This is a genomic window from Mucilaginibacter sp., assembly GCF_028288185.1.
Taxonomy (GTDB): domain Bacteria; phylum Bacteroidota; class Bacteroidia; order Sphingobacteriales; family Sphingobacteriaceae; genus Mucilaginibacter.
The window spans coordinates 91,638-110,929 of sequence record NZ_JAQBOF010000013.1 but is presented as its reverse complement, the minus strand read 5'-3'; the positions used below and the strand labels follow the sequence as shown (position 1 = coordinate 110,929).

Sequence of the window (19,292 nt, the reverse complement as noted above, 5' to 3'; positions counted from 1 at the left end):
TATAAGTTGCTTATGCAGGCCGTATGTTTAAACCCACCAATACTTTTTCTTCGTTTGATAGATCGCCAATAATTTTACGGATAGGTTCTGGCACTTTACGCACTAGCGTAGGGATAGCAAATATCTGGTCACCTTCGGCTAGTTGTGGTTGTATCAATAGGTCTATCACCTCAATTTTATATTGCCCTTTTAAATGCTCTTCGCAATATTTTTTAAGATTAGCCAGGGCCATTACAGACTTTGCCGTCTTACCAGCAATGTATAACCTTAACTCGTATTCTTTAACTTCTTTTTCTTTAGTCATTAATTTTCCCTTTCTCATCCCGGTATTCGCCGCGCCTGCGGCTGGTAATTTCCAACCTGGAATTTAGCGCTGCCTGTTTTATTAATTCTTCTTGCTGGTACATTTTATTCAACTCTTCTTCTGCCGACTCGAACTCCATTTGCAGGTTAGATATTTTAGCTTCCAGCACCTTGCGCTTACGTGTTAATTCGCGATCTTTGCTGCTTACTGCAAAGTCGCGCAGCACCTCGCCGGTTTGTTCATGCAATTTCTGTGCCTCGCGTGCAGATCCGGTTAAAACTCCTTCTGGGCCAAGGTAAACTTCAACCAGGTCCAGTCCTTTGTCGGTAATAATAAACTCGCGCACCTGGTTAGAATGTTTCATACCGCGCGATTTCATAATATACATACCTCGGTTACGCTCGCCGTTAAATTCAATATCTCTTACCAGTATCCAGGCATCAACCAGTGATGAAACCCCTTCGTCTGTTTGCTCATTAACAATGTTGTTTAAAGTTAAGGCGGTAAACATTACTGTAATTTGCTCTTCCTGTAAAAAATCTATCAGGCGTATAAGCATTGCTTTAACCTCGCTCACAGAACCTACAGTAATTAAGTTGGTTATAGGGTCAAGCACTACAACATCGGGCTTAAACTTTTTAATAACCTTGTACATGACCACCAGGTGCATCTCTAACCCATGTAAAGTTGGGCGCGACGCATGAAATTGTAAAAGCCCCTTATTAATATGTCTTTGCAAATCAACATCAATAGAATGCATGTTACGGATGATCTGTTTAGGAGATTCTTCAAACGCGAAATAGATACATTTATCGCCGCGTTTACAGGTTTCATTGGCAAAATAGGCGGCTATGCTAGTTTTGCCTGTACCTGCCGTGCCCGATACCAGGATGCTGCTGCCTTTAAAAAATCCGTGACCGCCCAGCATCTTATCCATTGCCGGTATGCCTGATGATATTCTTCCTGAGGATACTTCTTTTTCTAATTTTAAAGAGGTGATAGGCAATACAGATATTCCTTCCTCATCAATCAGAAACGGGTATTCGTTAGTTCCGTGTATCGATCCACGATATTTAATAACCCTTAACCGCCGGGTTGATATCTGGTTAATAACTCTATGGTCTAACAGTATCACACAGTCTGATACATACTCTTCCAGTCCTTGTCGGGTTAGCGCCGGGCCCTCGCCTTTCTCGCCGGTAATGATAGCTGTAACCCCCTTCTCTTTTAGCCATTGAAACAAGCGGCGCAGTTCGGCACGTAGTATAGTTTGATTGTTTAAACCCGAAAATAAGTTTTCCAATGTATCTAACACTACTCTTTTAGCTTTAATATGATCAATTGCATACCCCAACCGAATAAACAATCCTTCCAGGTTATACTCGCCGGTTTCTTCTATTTCGCTACGGTCTATATGAACGTAATCAAGCCTTATTTTCTTTTGCGCCTGCAGTTTATCCAGGTCAAAATCTAATGAAGCAACGTTCATTGTCAGTTCAGAGGCTTTTTCTTCAAAAGCCATAAAAACACCGGGTTCATTAAACTCGGTAGCGCCCCGAATTAAAAATTCAAGCGACATTAATGTTTTACCACAGCCAGCCTCGCCACAAATTAATGTGGGCCGTCCTTTCGGTAGTCCCCCATCAGTAATTTCATCAAGGCCAATAATACCCGTGGGTGTTTTTGGTAATGATGGGTGGTGAACTTGTGATTTTTTAGGTGATGTACTCATCTTCAATTAATTTTTATTCAGTGAGTTTTATAGCTCAAATCATTAGCACATATTAAATTGGTATGATAATATCAATCATATTTAAATTGTTTTAAAGAAATAAATTTGTATCAAAAAATTTATATTTTCAACTCAATACAGACGGTAAACTTTTTTTTGGGGGGGGGTATAGTAACTGGCAGGGGTACTATTTTAATGAACAATAAACACTAAGCGGGTAAAAAAGGCTTCTATGCCTTTTAAAAAGATTCGGTGCTTGAAAGTGTCTGGGGTTTTCTTCATGCCTTAAAGTTAACTGGTTTTATTATTACTGCCGGTTTGCATTTAGTTAGTTGAATTTAGTACCTTCAATTAATTAAAAACCTATGCAGCCCGCATAATAAAGAAATGAAAAACACAAGATCATCCAATCGCAGAAATTTTATTAAAGACACAGCCGCGGTAGCAGCAGGTATAGCTTTATTACCGGCATTCCCGTTGGCAGCGTCAGCCAAAGTAAGCTATGAACCTGTTGTTTATACCCCAGAAAAACCTGTTGAAACCAGGATCAAATTTTCTGTTATCGGCATAAACCATAGCCATATTTATGGCATGATAGGCGCGGTACAAAAAGGTGGCGGCGAACTGGTGTCTTATTATATCAAAGAGGCTGATCTGTTAGCTCAATTCGCAAAAAAATACCCAAAAGCAAAACAAGCCAAAAGCGAGAATGAAATATTAGAAGACCCAACCATACAACTGGTACTAAGCTCGGGTATACCTATTGATCGTGCGCCATTAGGCATACATGTAATGAAACATGGCAAAGATTACCTGGTTGATAAACCCGGCGTTATTACGCCGGAACAGTTTGCCGAAGTAAAACGCGTACAAAAAGAAACTAAGCGCATTTATTCGATTATGTTTAGCGAACGGTTTGAAAACCGTGCAACAGTTAGAGCCGGCGAGTTGGTCAAGGCCGGCGCCATTGGCAAGGTTATACAAACCGTTAACCTGGCACCCCATAAAATGACCCCCGAAACCAGGCCTGAATGGTATTTTGACACCAAATATTGCGGCCCTATTCTTACCGATATCGGTTCGCACCAATTTGATCAGTATTTGTTTTTTACCGGCAGTACCAAAGCCGAGGTTGTTGCATCACAAATGGGTAATGTTAATCATCCGCAATATCCAAAGCTATATGATTTTGGTGATGTTATGCTACGCGGTAATGGTGGCATGGGCTATATCAGGTTAGATTGGTTCACGCCTAATGGTGTAAGCACATTTGGCGATGGCCGCCTGACCATATTAGGGACAGAAGGTTATATTGAAGTACGCAAAACTATTGATCTGGCGGGTCGCCCCGGTGGCGATCATCTTTTCCTGGCTAATCAAAAAGAGATCAAATACTTTGATTGCAGTAAAGATCCGCTTCCATTTGGCGGGCAGTTGATTGATGATATAATTAACCGTACTGAAACCGCTATGCCGCAGGCGCATTGCTTTTTGGCAACAGAACTGGCATTGCTGGCAACTAAGAAAGCGCAGATAATTGATGTGCATTTGTAAAGTTTGCAGTTATAAGTAGGCAGTTGGCAGTAGCATCTAAAACTGGCAACTGCTAACCGGCAACTGCCAACTGTTCTATAACACTATCAGTCACTCCAACCTCTCCTATCCCCGGGAAAATATATTTTATACTATTGGCGTGAGCATCGGCAACCATATCGGTCATAGCATCAGTAGCAAAGGTTATGTTATAACCCAGCTCGCTGGCTTGGCGGGCGGTACCCTCAACTCCTCTACTGGTTGATACACCTCCTATCACAATACCGGTAACGTTTCTCTTTTTCAATTCATCATCTAAGGCAGTTTCAAAGAAAGCACCCCAGGTATGTTTGGTAATGAAAATATCGGTGGGTTCTGTTTTAATTTCGGGCGCAATATCGGCCCAATCGGCTGGCGGCGCAGGGCGTGGTGATGCAGGCTCTTTACGTGATTTTGTCCACGGGCCTGCTGGATTAACATTTACTATAACTATAGGCTGCCCCGCTTTACGGAAAGCGGCTACCAGTTTGGCCGCGTGCATCAAAATAGTTTCTATAGGATGTGCTACAGGATAAGTTACAACTCCCTTTTGCAGATCAATTAATACTAATGCTGTCCTTTTATCTAATGCGGTTATCATAGTTTTTGGTGTAGATGCAGAGCGAATTTACCTGTTTAATATTATTGGTTTTGTAAAATTAAGGTTAGATAAATTTAGCAAACACATTTGCAGCTGCATTGTTATATCATCAAATACAATTATAACATCATGGCAAATTTCCAAGAGATCATCGCATCAGAAAAACCTGTTTTGGTTGATTTTTCGGCAGAGTGGTGCGGCCCATGCCAGATGATGCCCCCAATTTTGCAACAACTTAAAAGCAACATGGGTGATAAAATAACTATTATAAAAATTGATATTGATAAAAACCCTTCCGCGGCAAATGTGTATAAAATACAAAGTGTCCCTACCTTAATGATATTTAAACAGGGGCAAACCAAATGGCGACAAAGCGGCGTGGTACAGGCCAACCAATTACAGCAAATTATAACACAGTATTTATAACTATAACTTAACACTGGCTTTACAGCCGGCTATTATATTTGGCTACAGACTTTTAAGGCAGAAATTACATTGAGATGTACTAATTGCCTTAAGCTAGCTGTTATATTAGTACTGTCTAAAAAAACTAAATTATAAATCTCTTAAAACCGGGGGTTACTATGTCACAGCAAGCACATTTTATACCGCAGCGCCAGTTCCACGTATTAGTGAAGGATGCTAATGAAGAGCATAACTTAACTGTTTTACCTGGCACACAAAACAATTTTAAAGTAATTAAGCAAGGCGAGGTTTTGGGCGAGGTTAGCTATACGCCGCAAAACAAAATTGTATGCTATAAGGGCAAACTAAAAAAAGCCTTGATGGACCAGCTGGAGAAGCACATCAGTAATTATTATTCGTACGCTTTTTAAGGCTTACTCAACAAATACCTGTTTTTGTGTAACATCAATTACGCCTTTGCTGTTATCAAGGCTTAGGCGCACTACCATGTGGTACAGAAAGTTTTCGTAAATGTATATATTATCCAACTTATCCGCTCCCTGGAAAAACATGGTTAGGCCGGATATTTTTGTTTGCTTTACCAGATTGATCACGTCCTGCGTATTAGGGGTAATGTAACTTACTGTATGTAATATAGATCCGCTTGAGGTTTTAGAACCGGCGCCGATAATAATAGTTTCCTTTTTATTGGTAAAGCCTGGTGTTTGGTAATGTTCTATTAAAAATCCGTTTACTTGTTCGCCATATTGCAGGCACCATGTTTTACCCGAAGTAAGGTTACTGCCTGCTTGTAAATTATTAAGACTGGTTAAATTTATTAAGTTAAACAAACTAATGGTTTGCCCATAAGAATGTACACAGCATAAATAAACCAACAAGGTTAACAGGTACTTTTTCATTCGTTTTAATTACAGGGGTAATAATGCTTAAAATTAACAAACTTTTATAAATAATGGCATCACCTGGTATACCAGGCCATCAACAATAATACCATTTGGTTATAGGTTTCCATACCATGCGGCTGATTATTGGCTTTTAAATAATCATCATAAAAGATACTACTTATTATACCTACCCTGCTGGCATAAGCCATCCAGTAGGCCCGTTGTGCCCGCAGGTCGGTACGTACAACTTTGGTTATATGTGTTTTTAATTCGTTATTGGCAACAGTGTCCCTGCGGCGCAGGGCACGCATACATTCGTTTAAAGCACACTGATAGGCCGAGTATCTCAATAACCTATCTTGCGAGCCGATACCCGCCAGGAAGCCCGCGAAATTTGCTTCATCCTCAGGCCCATACCCTATCTGGTGCGACATTTCATGGCAAGCCACAAATGGGCGTTCAAAATAAGGCATCTGGTAATTCATTTGCGCCTCGGTAGTAAACGGATTATAATAGCCCGATGTACCTAAATAGTTTATCAACGGCGTAAGCAACGATGGTTTTATATGGGGATGATAAGCACGAAAACTAACCGAGTCGGCAGATATTTTACTGATGGCATTTACCGCGGTTTGGTAAATCTGGCTGTTGGTTTGCAAAGTATCGTCATGCGTAATATGCGCACGGACGGCATTAGTACTATCAATAATAGTGCAGGTAACATCTTGCAAGTCGGCAGTGGTAAAGCTGGTATCGCGCAAGTTTAAACGCTTACCTGCAGATGGCCTGAAATAGTTTAATCCCCAAAACAAATAAAAAACCAGCATGGCGGTTTGTATACCTATAACCACGCCCAATGTTAAAATACAGGCACGTTTAAATTGCTTTTTAAAAAGCAGCCCTATTAATTTACCAGCCAGGTAAATTAACCAGATCACTACCGCAACATAAATAACATCGCCAACACTAAACGGGAACAGGTTGAGCACCGGATGTATGACCCGGCAAATAAAAACATATACCCCCTGCGAGTAATACCGCTCTACCGCTGCGGGATGATCCTCGAACACGCCGAGCAAAAAAAGCGCTATGGCCAGTATCACGATAGCAATTAATTGCTTTTGTATTTTATTTGGTTTAATAGGCATTTGCAATACAAATATAGGCTTAGTGCAAACAAAAATAGCGATGGGTATAAAACCATCGCTATTTTAAGCAAATTACTTTATGTACGCTTATTTTATAGATACGGGTATAGAAGTTGTATCCCATACCAATTCAAAGCCTTTTGATGTTATTACGTATTTTAAACGCTCGGTCATATCAACCGGTTTTGGCGTAACAGTTGCAACCACTACATCTTTTGCAGGATCTTCATTTGCAGCACCACCGCCTTTTATACCCCATTGGCCGGTTTGCGAGTTAAATGTAATTGTAAACTCTTTTTCGCCGGGCGTTACAAAGAACGAATATGAGCCTGCAGGTAATTTTTTACCTTCAACCATAATGTCTTTATCGGTAGTAAATTTAGTAGCCTCGTTTGCACCGGCTCTCCACATTTTACCGTATGGCTGTAAGCCCCCATAAATTTTACGACCCTTTACAGATGGCGACCCGTAATTAATGCTGATGTTAGCACCATGTACTTTACCACTCACGCTATCACGTGGGCTTGCAACCATTTTGCCTTTTTGCGCGCAGGCAACAGTCGAGATTAAAAGGGCAACTACAAACCCTGCAATTGCTTTTAATTGAAATACTTTTTTCATGTTTTGGTTAAATTGATTTACAATATAAAGATAGCTTGAATTTTGATTGTCACCACCTAATAAAAAGGTTTTTTTTCCACTAAAAGTTAAAACCAAGTTGAGTATAAGGTGTTATAACAAATGATTCGCATTGCAGTTAGGAATTGACTGAGGGTTTCATAGCCCAAGGTTAAACAATTGTTGTGAGTTGGCCCTTGCCCAAAAGGCAAGGGTTTTTTTGTGCTTTTATGCCGCATCACACACCTAAAAAACCTATTATTACACTTTATTTGCATGAATGAAGAATACAGATAAGCCCATTTATTTATTACTGTTTGTTTTGGCATTTGCGGTTAACGTAGCGGGCATAAATGTTAAATTCTTTACAGACGACCCCGGGCTGTACGCGTCTATAGCGAAAAACCTGATCTATAAACACGATATTTTACAGCTTTTTACCTACAATCAGGACTGGTTGGATAAGCCGCATTTCCCTTTTTGGATGGCCATGTTGAGCTTTAAGCTGTTTGGTATAAGTGTATGGGCCTACCGGTTACCTGCTTTGCTTTTCTTTTTAATAAGCGCTAGGTATACCTACCTGTTCGCCCGCAAGTATTATGATTGGGAGGCGGCGGCTGTAGCAGTATTGATTTTGATGACTTCGCAATATGTCATCATGTCTAACACAGACGTGCGCGCCGAGCCTTACCTGATGGGTTTGGTAATAGGGAGTATTTATCACATCACTAATTTAGAGGATAAGTTTACAGTAAAGGACTTGCTGCTGGCTGCCCTGCTTACTGCCTGCGCTATCATGACCAAGGGCATATTTGTAATCGTGGCTATTTATGGTGCTTTGTTAGGTCAGCTTATCTTTAAGAAAAAATTTACCAGCTTGTTCAGCTTAAAATTTATAGGGTTGTATTTGTTGACGCTGATATTTACCCTGCCCGAGTTTTATGCCCTATACCTGCAATTTGATATGCATCCCGAAAAGTTCGTTTTCGAGCGGCATAATGTATCGGGCATTAAATGGTTTTTATGGGATAGCCAGTTTGGCCGTTTTGTAAACAACGGCCCTATCAGCAGAGCAAAAAGCGGCGATATTTTCTTCTACTTGCACACCTTATTATGGGCATTTGCGCCCTGGTGCCTGTTGTTTTATTACGCGGTTTATAAACGCCTGCGCCAAATCTATTACAAAACACAATTGCCCGAATATTATACGCTATGTGGCGGCTTAATACTGCTGTTATTGTTCTCGTTATCAAAGTTCCAGCTACCGTTTTATGCCAATACGGTGTTCCCGCTGTTTGCTATAGTAACCGCGCCTTATTGCTATAAGCAACTATCTAAATTTGGCACTAAGTTCAGGCTCATTAACCAATGGATCTATATTGCTTTACTTACTTTGCTGGTATTTGTTATCAACTTCTTTTTAAAACCGGCCAGCTTTACGTTTTTTATTATTGACTGCGGGGCATTTTTCCTGCTGATAACATTAATAAGCAAACAAGTTAAGGATCTGCATAAAAAAGCATTTTTTATTAACTGCTGCGCGGCGCTATTTGCTAATTTTTATTTGGCAACGGTGCTGTATCCAACTATAGCAGGTTATAACGGGCAGGTTGCCGCGGCTAAATATATTAATCAGCCCCAATATGTTAAAAACCACATTTACGCTGCGCGGATGGAAAGTAATGTGTTCCAGTTTGAATGTAATAAGCCGGTTGATTATTTACCTATAGAACAATTTAAAAAAGCAGATTCGACCGCTGTTTTTTATGTTACCCAATACTTACTCAACCATTTGATAGCTAACCATATCCCCTATCACGTTTTGCAATCGTTTACAAACTACTCGCAAGAGCGGATATTGCCGCAGTTTGTAAACAGCGCTACGCGGGATAAAACCTTGGATAAAGTATATCTAATAACAAAGTAAACAAAGAAATAAATCCGAAATCAAAAATTCGAAATCCGAAATCATTTTACTCACCGCCGCCGTTGATCATGTCAGATACAATGCCTTTGCTGTCCTTACGCTCTGCTAAAAGCACGCCTACTATATGGATAACAATAAAGCCCAGTATTAGGTACATAGTAAAACCATGCACGTTTTTAACCGAATTGCGTATAGATTTATAGGGCTTAAAAAAGTCCTCGAAAGCCAAAAACAAACCCGTTACCGCCATAGTTATCAGCATTAAATAAAATACGGCATATATGGTTTTAACTACCAGCTCGTGTCGGGCTAGCTCTCTTTGTTTTTTGGTGATGAAGTAATTATGGTACGCGGTTTTTATAACACGTATCAATTTTTGATCTGCCAGTTGAAAAAACTCTAAAACAAGTCTAAAAACAAGCAATGTCACCAATGCATATCCAAAATACACGTGTATGCCCCATACGTTATCACTCATGGCATGAGCTACAGGTTGAATTTGTTTATCAGTAACCGCCGACCCCACCTTTTGTAACTCGTTTTTAATAAATGCACCATTTGATCTGTCATCCAACAGGGTTGAATTTATCAAGACAGTTAGCAACGACCCGGTTATTACAATAACATTTAACCAATGCCAAAGACGCAGTGAAAAGGAAAATTTTTTTATTTCTGTCGGATGATTAATATCCTGCTTAACGGGTTCTATCGCGCTCATATTAAATATTTATTTTAAGTACTAAACTGATGTTTTTATTTCAATTATCTATAACAATGTTGTTGCAATTTAGTAGTTGTGGCCTTGCTTCAAGATAGATACAGAATTTATTTGTACGTTTAGTTAACCTAAAAACAAACACAATGTTTAAAAAATTACTCCTTGGCGCTCTACTATTTGGATTTACAAAAGTTAGTGCGCAAGGAAATTACGAAATACAGGTGTACGGATCTGAAACGGTTGAGAAAGGCCGTACCATGCTGGAGTTGCATAGCAATTTTACTTTTGATGGCAGTAAAATCATTGAAGGTGGTGTGTTACCCACCAACCATGTATTCCACGAAACCATTGAGATAACTCATGGCTGGACACCCTGGTTTGAAACCGGATTTTACATATTTAATACTATTGGAAACGATGGACGTACTAATTATGTAGGCTCACACATACGCCCGCGTGTAGCAGCGCCCGATGCCTGGAAATGGCCGGTTGGCGTTAGCGTATCGTTTGAGTTTGGCTTTCAAAAAGCGGCTTATGATGCCAATACCACTACATTGGAAGTACGGCCTATTGTTGACAAAAAATGGGGAGGTTTGTACGTGGCGCTTAATCCCACAATTGATAAAAGTTTTGTTGGGCCTGAGTCAAACCAGGGGTTTATATTTTCGCCTAATGTAAAAGCCAGCTATGATGTTAGTAAGGTAGTTGCCCTTGGGTTAGAATATTACGGCAGTACCGGGCCCTTTTTTCATTATTACAGTGCAACCGATCAACAACATCAAATATTTGTCGCGACGGATCTAAGTTTCAACCCCGATTGGGAGTTTAACGCGGGATATGGCTGGGGTTTAACCAATAGTACCGACAAATCAATATTTAAAGTGATTTTGGGACGCAGATTTTAGTAATTAATATTCTTGTATAAGTACATCTGTAGAAATACTTAATCCTTCATGAAGTTTGCGAATCATGTCAATGGTTAGTTTTCGTTTTTTGCTTAATATTTCACTAACTCTACTTTTCAATCCAATAACATCTGCAAGGTCCTTTTGATTATAATTTAGTTGTTCCATCCTAAACTTAATAGCTTCAATTGGATCAGGAAAATCAATTGAAGCTTGTGTGTTTTCATAATTACCAATTAATACGCCTAACACTTCAAGTTCGTCGCCGTGGGCACTACCCGGTTGTGCATCAAATATAACTTCTAGTCTATTCAACGCATCTTGGTAATCATTCTCTGTCTTTATTGGCTTAATTTTCATATCTAAATCTTATTTGCGTCTATTTTATCATACTCAGAATGCGTACCTACAAAACGAATCCAAATCATTTGGTAAGCAAAATTTATTCGAATAATAAGTCGATAATTATTACCCTTTATATTAAAAACAATTCTATTGTCTTGTAAGATACTGGCACTAGGATATTCTGTTTTTATTTCGTTAGAATTTCTCCAGTTCGCTCTGCTTGCTTCCTGATACCATGATTTAAGTTGTTGCTCGCAATCTGAATGTTTCTCCCAAAACTCTCTAAGTGTGCTTTTTGCAATAACTCTCATCACACAAATATAACACAAAGTTCCCAAAATGGGAAGTTATATTTTAAGATTTTTTTTACTCCTTCTCCTCTTCCCAATAAATAGTATCTAAAAAAATTGCGTTTTTGGTAGCTACGTCTGCTTTAACTTTTTCCAGTTCTGCTTTTACGTCAGTTTCATTTAAGTCGCCTTTTAAGGTGTAATGATAAATTACGTAACCGGTTTTGCTGTTAATAAATTTATAATGTTTTTCGGCGACTTTCATACAAAGTTTCTTGTATAAAACTCAACGTTTTTTAGGCGGGATTGTTTGTAGGCTTGGTGTTATCTTCCTTAATCTTATAAACCAGTACAGCAACCAACGCGCCTAACAAGGATATTAAACCAAATGATACCCTTAAACCGGCTACCTGTGCTATAAAGCCAATAAACGGTGGTACAATTAAAAAGCCCAAATAACCAATGGACGATATGGCCGCCAAAGCTGTACCACTGCTCATAGTGGTTGATTTACCTGCCATCTGGAAAACCATAGGCACTATGCATGACACCCCCAACCCTACCAATATAAACCCTATGATAGCTGTTATTGTGTAAGGCATCAACACAGCTAATAATAATCCGCTGCAAATAAATATACCACTAAACCTAAGCAGGTTTTTTATACCGAAGCGGTTTACGCCTGCATCGCCGACAAAGCGGCCCAGGGTCATGGCTATCATATAAACTACAAAACCTTCGGTGGCGGTAGCTTTTGATACGTGGATCACTTTTTCAAAATAGATACCACTCCAATCGTACATGGTGTTTTCGCAGGCCATGGAGGCAAAACAAATGAGCGCGAAGTTGAGCAATGATTTATCGGGCAGGGTAAACAGCTTTTTCTTAACCTGCGGTACGGGGGCTTGGTAAATGGTACCCTTTATAAACCAAAGCGAAAACACGACAAGTAATATGCTTACACCCAATAAATGGTAATTGGTGCCGATGTTATAATACACCATAAAATAACCAACAGCAGCGCCTGCAAACCCGGCCAGGCTCCAGATACCATGAAAATTAGCCATGATAGACCGCTCATACAAGGCCTGTACCGCTACAGCCTGCGCGTTGGTAGATATATTGAACAAATTACGCGACACACCAAAACAGAATAGTACCAGCACCAATTGCCATACATTGGCGGCAAAACCTATGCAAGCCAAAACCACACTAAAAAACAATCCGCCGAAAAGCATGATGCGCCTGCTGCTGTACTTGCTTAACAGTTTACCGGTTAATGGCAGTGTAAGCAATAAACCTACCGGCATGGCAAATAAAATGCCGCCTAATTGTGCTTCGTTTAAATGTAACTGATGTTTTATGGTTGGTATGCGCGAGGCCCAGGATGAATACCCAAAACCAGACAGGAAGAAGAATACCGCATTTGCTAAACGCAATTGCTTTGGGGTGCGCGAGGGGGTTATTTTATCAGTAGCTATCAAGCTGCAAATTTAAGCACAATTACCGCTTTAGAATAAGGTTACTTTTTATTTTTTAGATAATAGCTGTTTCAAATATAAAACGCTTAAAATATATAAGCATATCAAGCCCAATAAAAACCCGGCAGTTACATCAGTAAACCAATGTGCGCCAAGGTAAACCCGCGAGTAGGGTATGCTAAAAATAAACAACAAGCTTATTACAGAAACCGGCAATTTGATGTATTTGGGGATAGTTTTAACTTCATACATCAGCAAGGTTAAAAAGCCAAAAAACATTACATAAAAAAGCACATGTCCGCTTGGGAAGCTTTGCTGTTGAGTTTTTACTATGATCCTTACCAAAGGTTCGGAAGGTCGGGGGCGATTGATCACTAATTTTATGGTGGAACTGATAACACCCGATAGCATCGTAAACACCACAAACAACGCCTCCTTTTTATATTTAAATATATAAAATATTAGTGCTGTACCTACAACTATAACCGGCGCGGCAGGCATATAGCCAACCCAGCTAATACCCTTCATTACCATATCTAAAAACTGATTATGGTGCTCTTGTACCTCTTCAGAAAATTCGCGGTCTACAAAAGAAATAGGGAAGAAAAAAACAAATGCTGTAAGTAACAGAAACCCTATTGCTAGGGCGCCTATTACAAACAGCATTATCCGTTTTCGCTTGTTAATTTGGAGCATTAAATTTTAATCCTTTTTAATGAAATTTCCTTTTTCATCAAATATTAAATCTCCGCCTTTTATTTCAGCTTCGTACATTGTTTTTCCGGCGGCATCAGTAACCTTGCCTGCTTCTTTAATTTTTGCGCCTTTGTAATGTGCGGCAACATAAGGAGCTATGGTGGCCGGTAATGTACTAATTGGTATGGACTTTACAATCTCAACAAATGTACCTACGGGAGTAAACACTACCGAGTTATCCTCGCCTGATTTACCGCCCCAGTTGGCTTCGTAATTTCCTTTTTCTTTTTCCCAGGCTACTTTAGCGGCCTGCGGATATTTACTCATTAACGCGGTTTTAACAACCTGCGGTACATCTTTGCTTTTTAAGTCCTGCGCCATTACGCCGCTTGCTGCAATTAGGGCAATGCCCATCAAAAACATTTTTCTCATGATTTCTATTTTTTTATACAAGTTATAATAACATTCTGTAGCAAACTTGTGTGGTTTTTGTAGTAAACTGTAGAAGTTAAATATAAATGTTATTAATTTTCGGGTATGGCTTGTTGCAAATTATTGCCGTTATCGTCTTTTTCTTTTTTAAATTCAAGTTTACCAAACTTATAACTCAGGCTTATACCAAACGACCTGTAAGGCACCTGCCGCACAGTACTTTGATTAAAGTTGGTACCAAATGATGTAGTGGTTTGGGTAACATACTGGCTAAAAGGATTTGCTGCAGTTAAGCCAAGGCTGGCTTTTTTATTCATGAACTGCTTGCGTACAGCTATGTTATAAAAACCAAACGCCGGCCTGGTGCCTTGCAGGTTTTTTTGCCTTGACTGGTAATTTCCAAAAACCTCACCGGTAAGGTCATGACCAAACTCATAAGTAGCATTTAAGTTAAGGCGGTACGCAAATGCTGTAACCGTAGGATTGCCGGGGTTACTATTGCTACGATCGCCGGCCTGTATATTACTGCGCAAATTTAATTTATTAGTAACCGGTATCGAGCCAAAAACATTTATACCAACCTGTGTTTGCGAGCCAATATTGGCACGCCTGCTTAAAGACACATCAGTGTAATTAGTACCGTTAATATTTAACACTTGGTAAAAAGTGGTGTAAGATTGCGCGTCATCCGTATTATGACGATAAACGGCAGCGGCATATATATTACCACCGCTTTCAAAGTTTTTGCTGTAGCCTAATTCATAATTGTGGCCTATTTCGGGTTTCAGGTTAGGGTTACCGGTGCTTATATTATGCGGATCGCTGATATTATAAAAAGGGTTCAGGTCGCCATAATCCGGGCGCTCAATACGGTAGCTATAGCTCAACTTAATAGACTGCCCTTTGCTAATAGTGTGCAGAAATACCAATGAAGGCGCAAAAATGTTATAACCCGGTATATTAGTTCCCGGAAAATCTACCGTTGTAATAGTACGTTCGTATCTTAATCCTGTTTTTATCTGCAAAAAGTGACTAAATAACTCGGCAGATACAGACATATAACCCGCATAAATATTACGATGATAATTGAAGCCGTAAGTTTGATTAGGGTTTACTACATAGTTGCCGTTATGCAGTAAAGTATCGGTAAAGGTATTGCTGTTTATAGTTTCAATAACCGTTTTAGCGCCGCCCTCTAAAGTAAAGTCTTCGGTTACTGGGTGGGTATAGTCTGCAGAGATATTGATCTCGCCCTCCTTACCCGGATTGCTGCTTCTTATACCGGTGGCAAAATTACCCCCTGTTAAATAATCTTGTCGCTGCAAAGCCTCGCCGCTGTTATGCCCAAGGCTTGAGTTGTACTGGATACTAAGCTCCTGCCCTTCTTTTTTAAATGTCTTTTTATATTCTAAACTCATATCAACCGCGTGGTTATGCGAGTTACTGGTTGAGTTACGCAGGCTAAGCAATTGTGACACCAAATTATTAGCCACATAAGTGCCCTGGTTTTGATTAGTTAAACCGTTATTTAAGTTGTTAGATTGGTCATAACTTATTGCAGCAGTTACCTCATCATGCTTGGTTATGGCCCAATTAAAGTTTATACCGGTTTGATAACCACTTCTTTTAAAGGCAGTGCTACCATCTTGTAGTAGCTGGGTTAGCGTATCGCGGGTATTATTATAAGCAGTACGTTGCGAACTGCTTTTTCCCAGCGTATTTAATTGCTGGTTTCCACTAAAAAAGGCATTTACACCTACATTCCCACTGCGGGCGTTTAAGTTAAGCGATGCGTTGTCTAACCGGGTACCTACAGATGCATTAACGCTGCCGTTAAAGCCTTGTACCTTATTGTCTTTTAATACGATGTTAATGATACCGCCTGTTCCCGCTGCATCATATTTAGCGCCGGGGATAGTAATAACTTCAATATTTTTGATCTGGCTGGCGGGTATTGATTGCAACGCATCGGCCAAGCTGGCACCGAAAATACTGGATGGCTTACCATTGATAAGAAAGCGGATGCTTGGGCTGCCCTGCAGCTCAACATTACCATCAATATCTACCGTCACCATCGGTACTTTCTTTAATACATCTAATGCAACGCCACCTTGCGAGGTAAGATCATTTGCTGCATTATATACCAGCTTATCAATTTTATTTTCAACAATCGGAGCTTTGCCTACCACGTTTACTGCTTGCAATTGTGTTTGAGACGATGGAAGCAAAATTGTACCTAATGATATGGATGAAGCCGTATTGCTGATAATAATTGACGGAGTATTATGCACTTTGTAGCCAATAAAATCAATCCTAATGCTGTACTCGCCTGCGGCAATATTATCGATAGTAAAATTTCCTTTCGCATCAGTTACCGACCCATTAAAAGGGCTTGCAGCTCCTTTTTTAAATAGGCTGATAGTGGCGTAATCAACAGGCTGTTTGGTTACAGAGTCAATGACTTTACCGGTGATCTTGCCATTCCCTTTATTATTTTGAGCCCTGATCGCTGTAAAAGAAATCAATAAAAACAGAATTGTATAAATATATTTCATAAAATAATTCGACTATTAAGCCATAAAAATGCAGACCAATGTTGAATTAAATCTGAACTACATGTAACAATACTATGATTTTTAAAAAATAAGCACCAATGTGCCACCTATAATTAAAGTTGCTGCAATGCCTGTTTTTAATGTAAGTGATTCGCCTAAAAAAACTGCTGCTAAAATTATAGCCAGTGCCACGCTCAGTTTATCTACCGGGGCTACTTGCGATACTTTGCCCAATTGCAGGGCCTTAAAATAGCATATCCATGACAAGCCTGTAGCGCATCCCGACAAGATCAGGAACGTCCAGTTTTGGCGGGTAAGGCTGCCAATGGTATTGTTACTGCCTTTTACAAATACAATTGCCCAGGCCAGTATAATAACAACTACCGTACGTATAGCGGTAGCCAGGTCGGTATCAACTCCTTTGATACCAATTTTTGCAAAAACAGCGGTAAGCGCCGCGAAGAGTGCCGATAGTAAAGCGTATATCCACCACATAGTTTTATTGTTTAATTTGTAAACATCCTTAACAAATCTGTATTAAACTTGTTGCCGTGCGTTTTTATTTATTTACTCAATTAATATTATCTTCAAAAAAAATAATTGCGTTGTGCAGGAGCAAAAATCCATAACCAAACCATCAAACATAGTATTTATAATAGGGATAGTTATAGCTATTGTTTTTCCATTGGCAGCATCTTTCTTGATCGGCAGTTTGCCGTTAAATATGTCTGATAAGGCTTTTTATTCTCGATTTATTTATTGGACCGAGGTGCTTTTTTTATGGTGGTATGCAAAGCAATGTGAAAACCAACCCTTATTGATCTGGAAGGAAAAGCAATTTGGCGCAAAATTTATTTTAAAATGGGCCATCCTGCTTTATTTATTGTCGTTGGTTGCCGCGGTTATATCATTAATTCCATCCTGGTTAGGCTTTCATGAAAATAAGGACATCATCCATCAAATTGCCCGGATGGTAAAAGGCCGCCCCTTATTTATTGTATTTATATCATTAACAGCCGGTGTTACCGAGGAAATAATTTTTAGGGGCTATATCCTTACCCGTTTATCATTAATGTTAAAAAATCAGTATATCCCAATCATTATTTCGGCTATACTTTTTGCAGGATTGCATTATAAATATCATAGCCCTCGCGAATATATTTTTGCTTTCCTTATCGGGATATTGATGGGCCTGCATTATAAGAAGTACGGCAATATTAAGCCGTTGATCATCACACATTTCCTGGTAGATCTGATAGGTTTAGCGATTATGCAGCACGTTATTAAATAATATATACCTATTACTATACCTATATCAAACATTGAAGGACAACTTGTTGTTAAGTGTACAAATTTAATACAGAATTATATCTTTATTTTGGCTCCATAAACATTACTATAGTTATTATAATTATTATAAAATGAAATGGTTTCTTAGCCTGATATTATTTATTACCGCCTATACGGCTGCGCTGGCGCAAACTTATTCGTTAGATCGTTATTTAGATGTTGCCAAAAAAAACAGCCCGCTATTAAATGATATGCGCAACCAGGTTGGCATGAGCAAACTGGACAGCTTACGGTTAAAGGCAAGCAATAATTTCCAGGTAAACGCATCAAGCGCCGGTTTATACGCGCCGGTTATAGGTGGACATGGTTATTCTGGTGCCATTACCAACGTACACACCTTTAATGCTTTAATGGGGGTAAGCAAAACAATAGTCGGCCATGGCTATTTAAACAGTCAATATGCGGCTATACAATTACAACGCGATTCGCTAATAGCCGCAACGCGCATTTCCGAGCAGGATCTGCGTAAATCCATCATAACACAATACATTACCGCTTACGGCAGCTCGCAACAACTAAAGTTTAACCAGGAAACTATTGACCTGCTTAATCAAGAAGAAGAACTTTTAAAAAAATTAACCCGCGCCAATGTATACAGGCAAACAGATTACCTGGCCTTTTTAGTTACCCTAAAACAGCAACAGCTGCAACTGTTACAGGCAACATTACAGTATAAAAATGACTATGCCACACTCAACTATTTATCAGGCATAGCAGATACAGCTATGGCTCAATTGAGCGAACCATCAATTGAGAAAACATACACCCCACCCATAACTACGAGTATATATTATCAAAAATTCAAACTTGATAGTTTAAAATTAACCAACAGCCACCGGTTAATTGATTATGCTTACAAACCCAAAGTAAATGTATTTGGCGATGCGGGCTATAGTTCGGATTTTACCGGGCAGGAAGATAAAAACTTTGGCACAAGCGTTGGCTTTAACATTATTGTACCCATATATGATGGGGGCCAACGCAAATTGCAACACAGGCGTGTGGAATTTGAAGAAAATTCAAGACAGGCCTATAAAACTTTTTTTGATGTACAATACCGGCAACAAATTGCACAATTAAACCAGCAGATAAACGAAAGCGATAAAATATTGAGTAAGGTAAATGAGCAGATAAAGTATACCGAAAATTTAATAAAAGTAGATACCCAGCTTTTACAAACCGGCGACCTTAAAATTGCCGACCTGATATTGGCTGTAAACAATTACCTTACTGCAAAAAACCTGCTTACGCAAACTACTATCAGCAGGCTGCAACTCATTAATCAGTTAAATTACTGGAACAAATAGC

Annotated in this window: 22 protein-coding genes; 7 read left to right on the top strand and 15 right to left on the bottom strand. The window is 39.4% G+C overall.

All coding sequences use genetic code 11. From position 1 onward, the window contains the following. Nucleotides 1–10 precede the first annotated feature (10 nt). Together JWQ34_RS06730 and kaiC are read right to left on the bottom strand one after the other, a co-directional pair. Complete coding sequence (locus JWQ34_RS06730) at nucleotides 11–322, bottom strand: circadian clock KaiB family protein (protein ID WP_299355761.1); 312 nt, start codon at nucleotides 320–322, stop codon at nucleotides 11–13. Next, complete coding sequence (gene kaiC, locus JWQ34_RS06725) at nucleotides 297–2,036, bottom strand: circadian clock protein KaiC (RefSeq protein ID WP_299355759.1); 1,740 nt, start codon at nucleotides 2,034–2,036, stop codon at nucleotides 297–299. The genes JWQ34_RS06730 and kaiC overlap by 26 nt, the downstream gene beginning before the upstream one ends. Nucleotides 2,037–2,423: 387 nt before the next feature. Here kaiC and JWQ34_RS06720 point away from each other — a divergent pair, with 387 nt between their 5' ends. Next, complete coding sequence (locus JWQ34_RS06720; RefSeq protein ID WP_299355757.1) at nucleotides 2,424–3,590, top strand: Gfo/Idh/MocA family oxidoreductase; 1,167 nt, start codon at nucleotides 2,424–2,426, stop codon at nucleotides 3,588–3,590. Between the two features lie 52 nt (nucleotides 3,591–3,642). Here the strand turns inward: JWQ34_RS06720 and JWQ34_RS06715 are convergent, their stop codons facing one another. Then, nucleotides 3,643–4,209: an isochorismatase family protein gene (locus JWQ34_RS06715; protein WP_299355755.1), complete on the bottom strand. Its 567-nt coding sequence runs from the start codon at nucleotides 4,207–4,209 to the stop codon at nucleotides 3,643–3,645. 129 nt (nucleotides 4,210–4,338) lie between these two features. On the opposite strand from JWQ34_RS06715, the gene trxA reads away from it, so the two are divergent. Continuing rightward, on the top strand, nucleotides 4,339–4,635 hold the full coding sequence (gene trxA, locus JWQ34_RS06710; protein WP_299355753.1) for a thioredoxin: 297 nt from the start codon (nucleotides 4,339–4,341) through the stop codon (nucleotides 4,633–4,635). A gap of 158 nt (nucleotides 4,636–4,793) precedes the next feature. Next, a complete protein-coding gene (locus tag JWQ34_RS06705; protein WP_299355751.1) occupies nucleotides 4,794–5,045 on the top strand; it encodes a hypothetical protein in 252 nt (83 codons plus the stop codon). A gap of 3 nt (nucleotides 5,046–5,048) precedes the next feature. Here the strand turns inward: JWQ34_RS06705 and JWQ34_RS06700 are convergent, their stop codons facing one another. The 3 genes from JWQ34_RS06700 to JWQ34_RS06690 form a co-directional block, all read right to left on the bottom strand. Next, nucleotides 5,049–5,534: a hypothetical protein gene (locus tag JWQ34_RS06700; protein WP_299355749.1), complete on the bottom strand. Its 486-nt coding sequence runs from the start codon at nucleotides 5,532–5,534 to the stop codon at nucleotides 5,049–5,051. 59 nt (nucleotides 5,535–5,593) lie between these two features. Next, a complete protein-coding gene (locus tag JWQ34_RS06695; protein ID WP_299355747.1) occupies nucleotides 5,594–6,667 on the bottom strand; it encodes a DUF3810 domain-containing protein in 1,074 nt (357 codons plus the stop codon). A gap of 87 nt (nucleotides 6,668–6,754) precedes the next feature. Next, nucleotides 6,755–7,288: a DUF2911 domain-containing protein gene (locus JWQ34_RS06690; RefSeq protein WP_299355745.1), complete on the bottom strand. Its 534-nt coding sequence runs from the start codon at nucleotides 7,286–7,288 to the stop codon at nucleotides 6,755–6,757. A 277-nt stretch (nucleotides 7,289–7,565) separates the two neighbouring features. On the opposite strand from JWQ34_RS06690, the gene JWQ34_RS06685 reads away from it, so the two are divergent. Next, entirely contained in the window at nucleotides 7,566–9,212 is a 1,647-nt protein-coding gene (locus JWQ34_RS06685; protein WP_299355743.1) for a glycosyltransferase family 39 protein, read from the top strand. A gap of 46 nt (nucleotides 9,213–9,258) precedes the next feature. Here the strand turns inward: JWQ34_RS06685 and JWQ34_RS06680 are convergent, their stop codons facing one another. Beyond that, entirely contained in the window at nucleotides 9,259–9,930 is a 672-nt protein-coding gene (locus JWQ34_RS06680) for a cytochrome b/b6 domain-containing protein (RefSeq protein ID WP_299355741.1), read from the bottom strand. A gap of 143 nt (nucleotides 9,931–10,073) precedes the next feature. Here JWQ34_RS06680 and JWQ34_RS06675 point away from each other — a divergent pair, with 143 nt between their 5' ends. Then, the gene (locus JWQ34_RS06675) at nucleotides 10,074–10,835 is read left to right on the top strand and encodes a hypothetical protein (RefSeq protein ID WP_299355739.1); all 762 of its coding nucleotides are present in this window, start codon (nucleotides 10,074–10,076) and stop codon (nucleotides 10,833–10,835) included. Nucleotides 10,836–10,838: 3 nt separating this feature from the next. Here the strand turns inward: JWQ34_RS06675 and JWQ34_RS06670 are convergent, their stop codons facing one another. The 8 genes from JWQ34_RS06670 to JWQ34_RS06635 form a co-directional block, all read right to left on the bottom strand. Continuing rightward, entirely contained in the window at nucleotides 10,839–11,195 is a 357-nt protein-coding gene (locus JWQ34_RS06670; protein WP_299355737.1) for a helix-turn-helix domain-containing protein, read from the bottom strand. Nucleotides 11,196–11,197: 2 nt separating this feature from the next. Next, complete coding sequence (locus JWQ34_RS06665) at nucleotides 11,198–11,491, bottom strand: type II toxin-antitoxin system HigB family toxin (protein ID WP_299355735.1); 294 nt, start codon at nucleotides 11,489–11,491, stop codon at nucleotides 11,198–11,200. A 55-nt stretch (nucleotides 11,492–11,546) separates the two neighbouring features. Then, nucleotides 11,547–11,735, bottom strand: a complete 189-nt coding sequence (locus JWQ34_RS06660; protein ID WP_299355733.1) for a hypothetical protein — start codon at nucleotides 11,733–11,735, stop codon at nucleotides 11,547–11,549. A gap of 31 nt (nucleotides 11,736–11,766) precedes the next feature. Beyond that, complete coding sequence (locus JWQ34_RS06655; protein ID WP_299355731.1) at nucleotides 11,767–12,954, bottom strand: MFS transporter; 1,188 nt, start codon at nucleotides 12,952–12,954, stop codon at nucleotides 11,767–11,769. Between the two features lie 45 nt (nucleotides 12,955–12,999). Next, nucleotides 13,000–13,617 (bottom strand): phosphatase PAP2 family protein, encoded by a 618-nt coding sequence (locus JWQ34_RS06650; RefSeq protein ID WP_299355729.1) that lies wholly within the window; start codon nucleotides 13,615–13,617, stop codon nucleotides 13,000–13,002. A 36-nt stretch (nucleotides 13,618–13,653) separates the two neighbouring features. Beyond that, a complete protein-coding gene (locus JWQ34_RS06645) occupies nucleotides 13,654–14,079 on the bottom strand; it encodes a PepSY-like domain-containing protein (protein WP_299355727.1) in 426 nt (141 codons plus the stop codon). 92 nt (nucleotides 14,080–14,171) lie between these two features. Beyond that, nucleotides 14,172–16,634, bottom strand: a complete 2,463-nt coding sequence (locus JWQ34_RS06640) for an outer membrane beta-barrel family protein (protein WP_299355725.1) — start codon at nucleotides 16,632–16,634, stop codon at nucleotides 14,172–14,174. Nucleotides 16,635–16,715: 81 nt separating this feature from the next. After that, nucleotides 16,716–17,129, bottom strand: a complete 414-nt coding sequence (locus JWQ34_RS06635) for an EamA family transporter (RefSeq protein ID WP_299355723.1) — start codon at nucleotides 17,127–17,129, stop codon at nucleotides 16,716–16,718. A gap of 112 nt (nucleotides 17,130–17,241) precedes the next feature. On the opposite strand from JWQ34_RS06635, the gene JWQ34_RS06630 reads away from it, so the two are divergent. Together JWQ34_RS06630 and JWQ34_RS06625 are read left to right on the top strand one after the other, a co-directional pair. Further along, nucleotides 17,242–17,925, top strand: coding sequence for a type II CAAX endopeptidase family protein (locus JWQ34_RS06630; RefSeq protein ID WP_299355722.1), 684 nt, complete (start codon nucleotides 17,242–17,244; stop codon nucleotides 17,923–17,925). Between the two features lie 130 nt (nucleotides 17,926–18,055). Next, a complete protein-coding gene (locus JWQ34_RS06625; protein WP_299355720.1) occupies nucleotides 18,056–19,291 on the top strand; it encodes a TolC family protein in 1,236 nt (411 codons plus the stop codon). The last annotated feature ends 1 nt before the right edge of the window (nucleotide 19,292 follow it).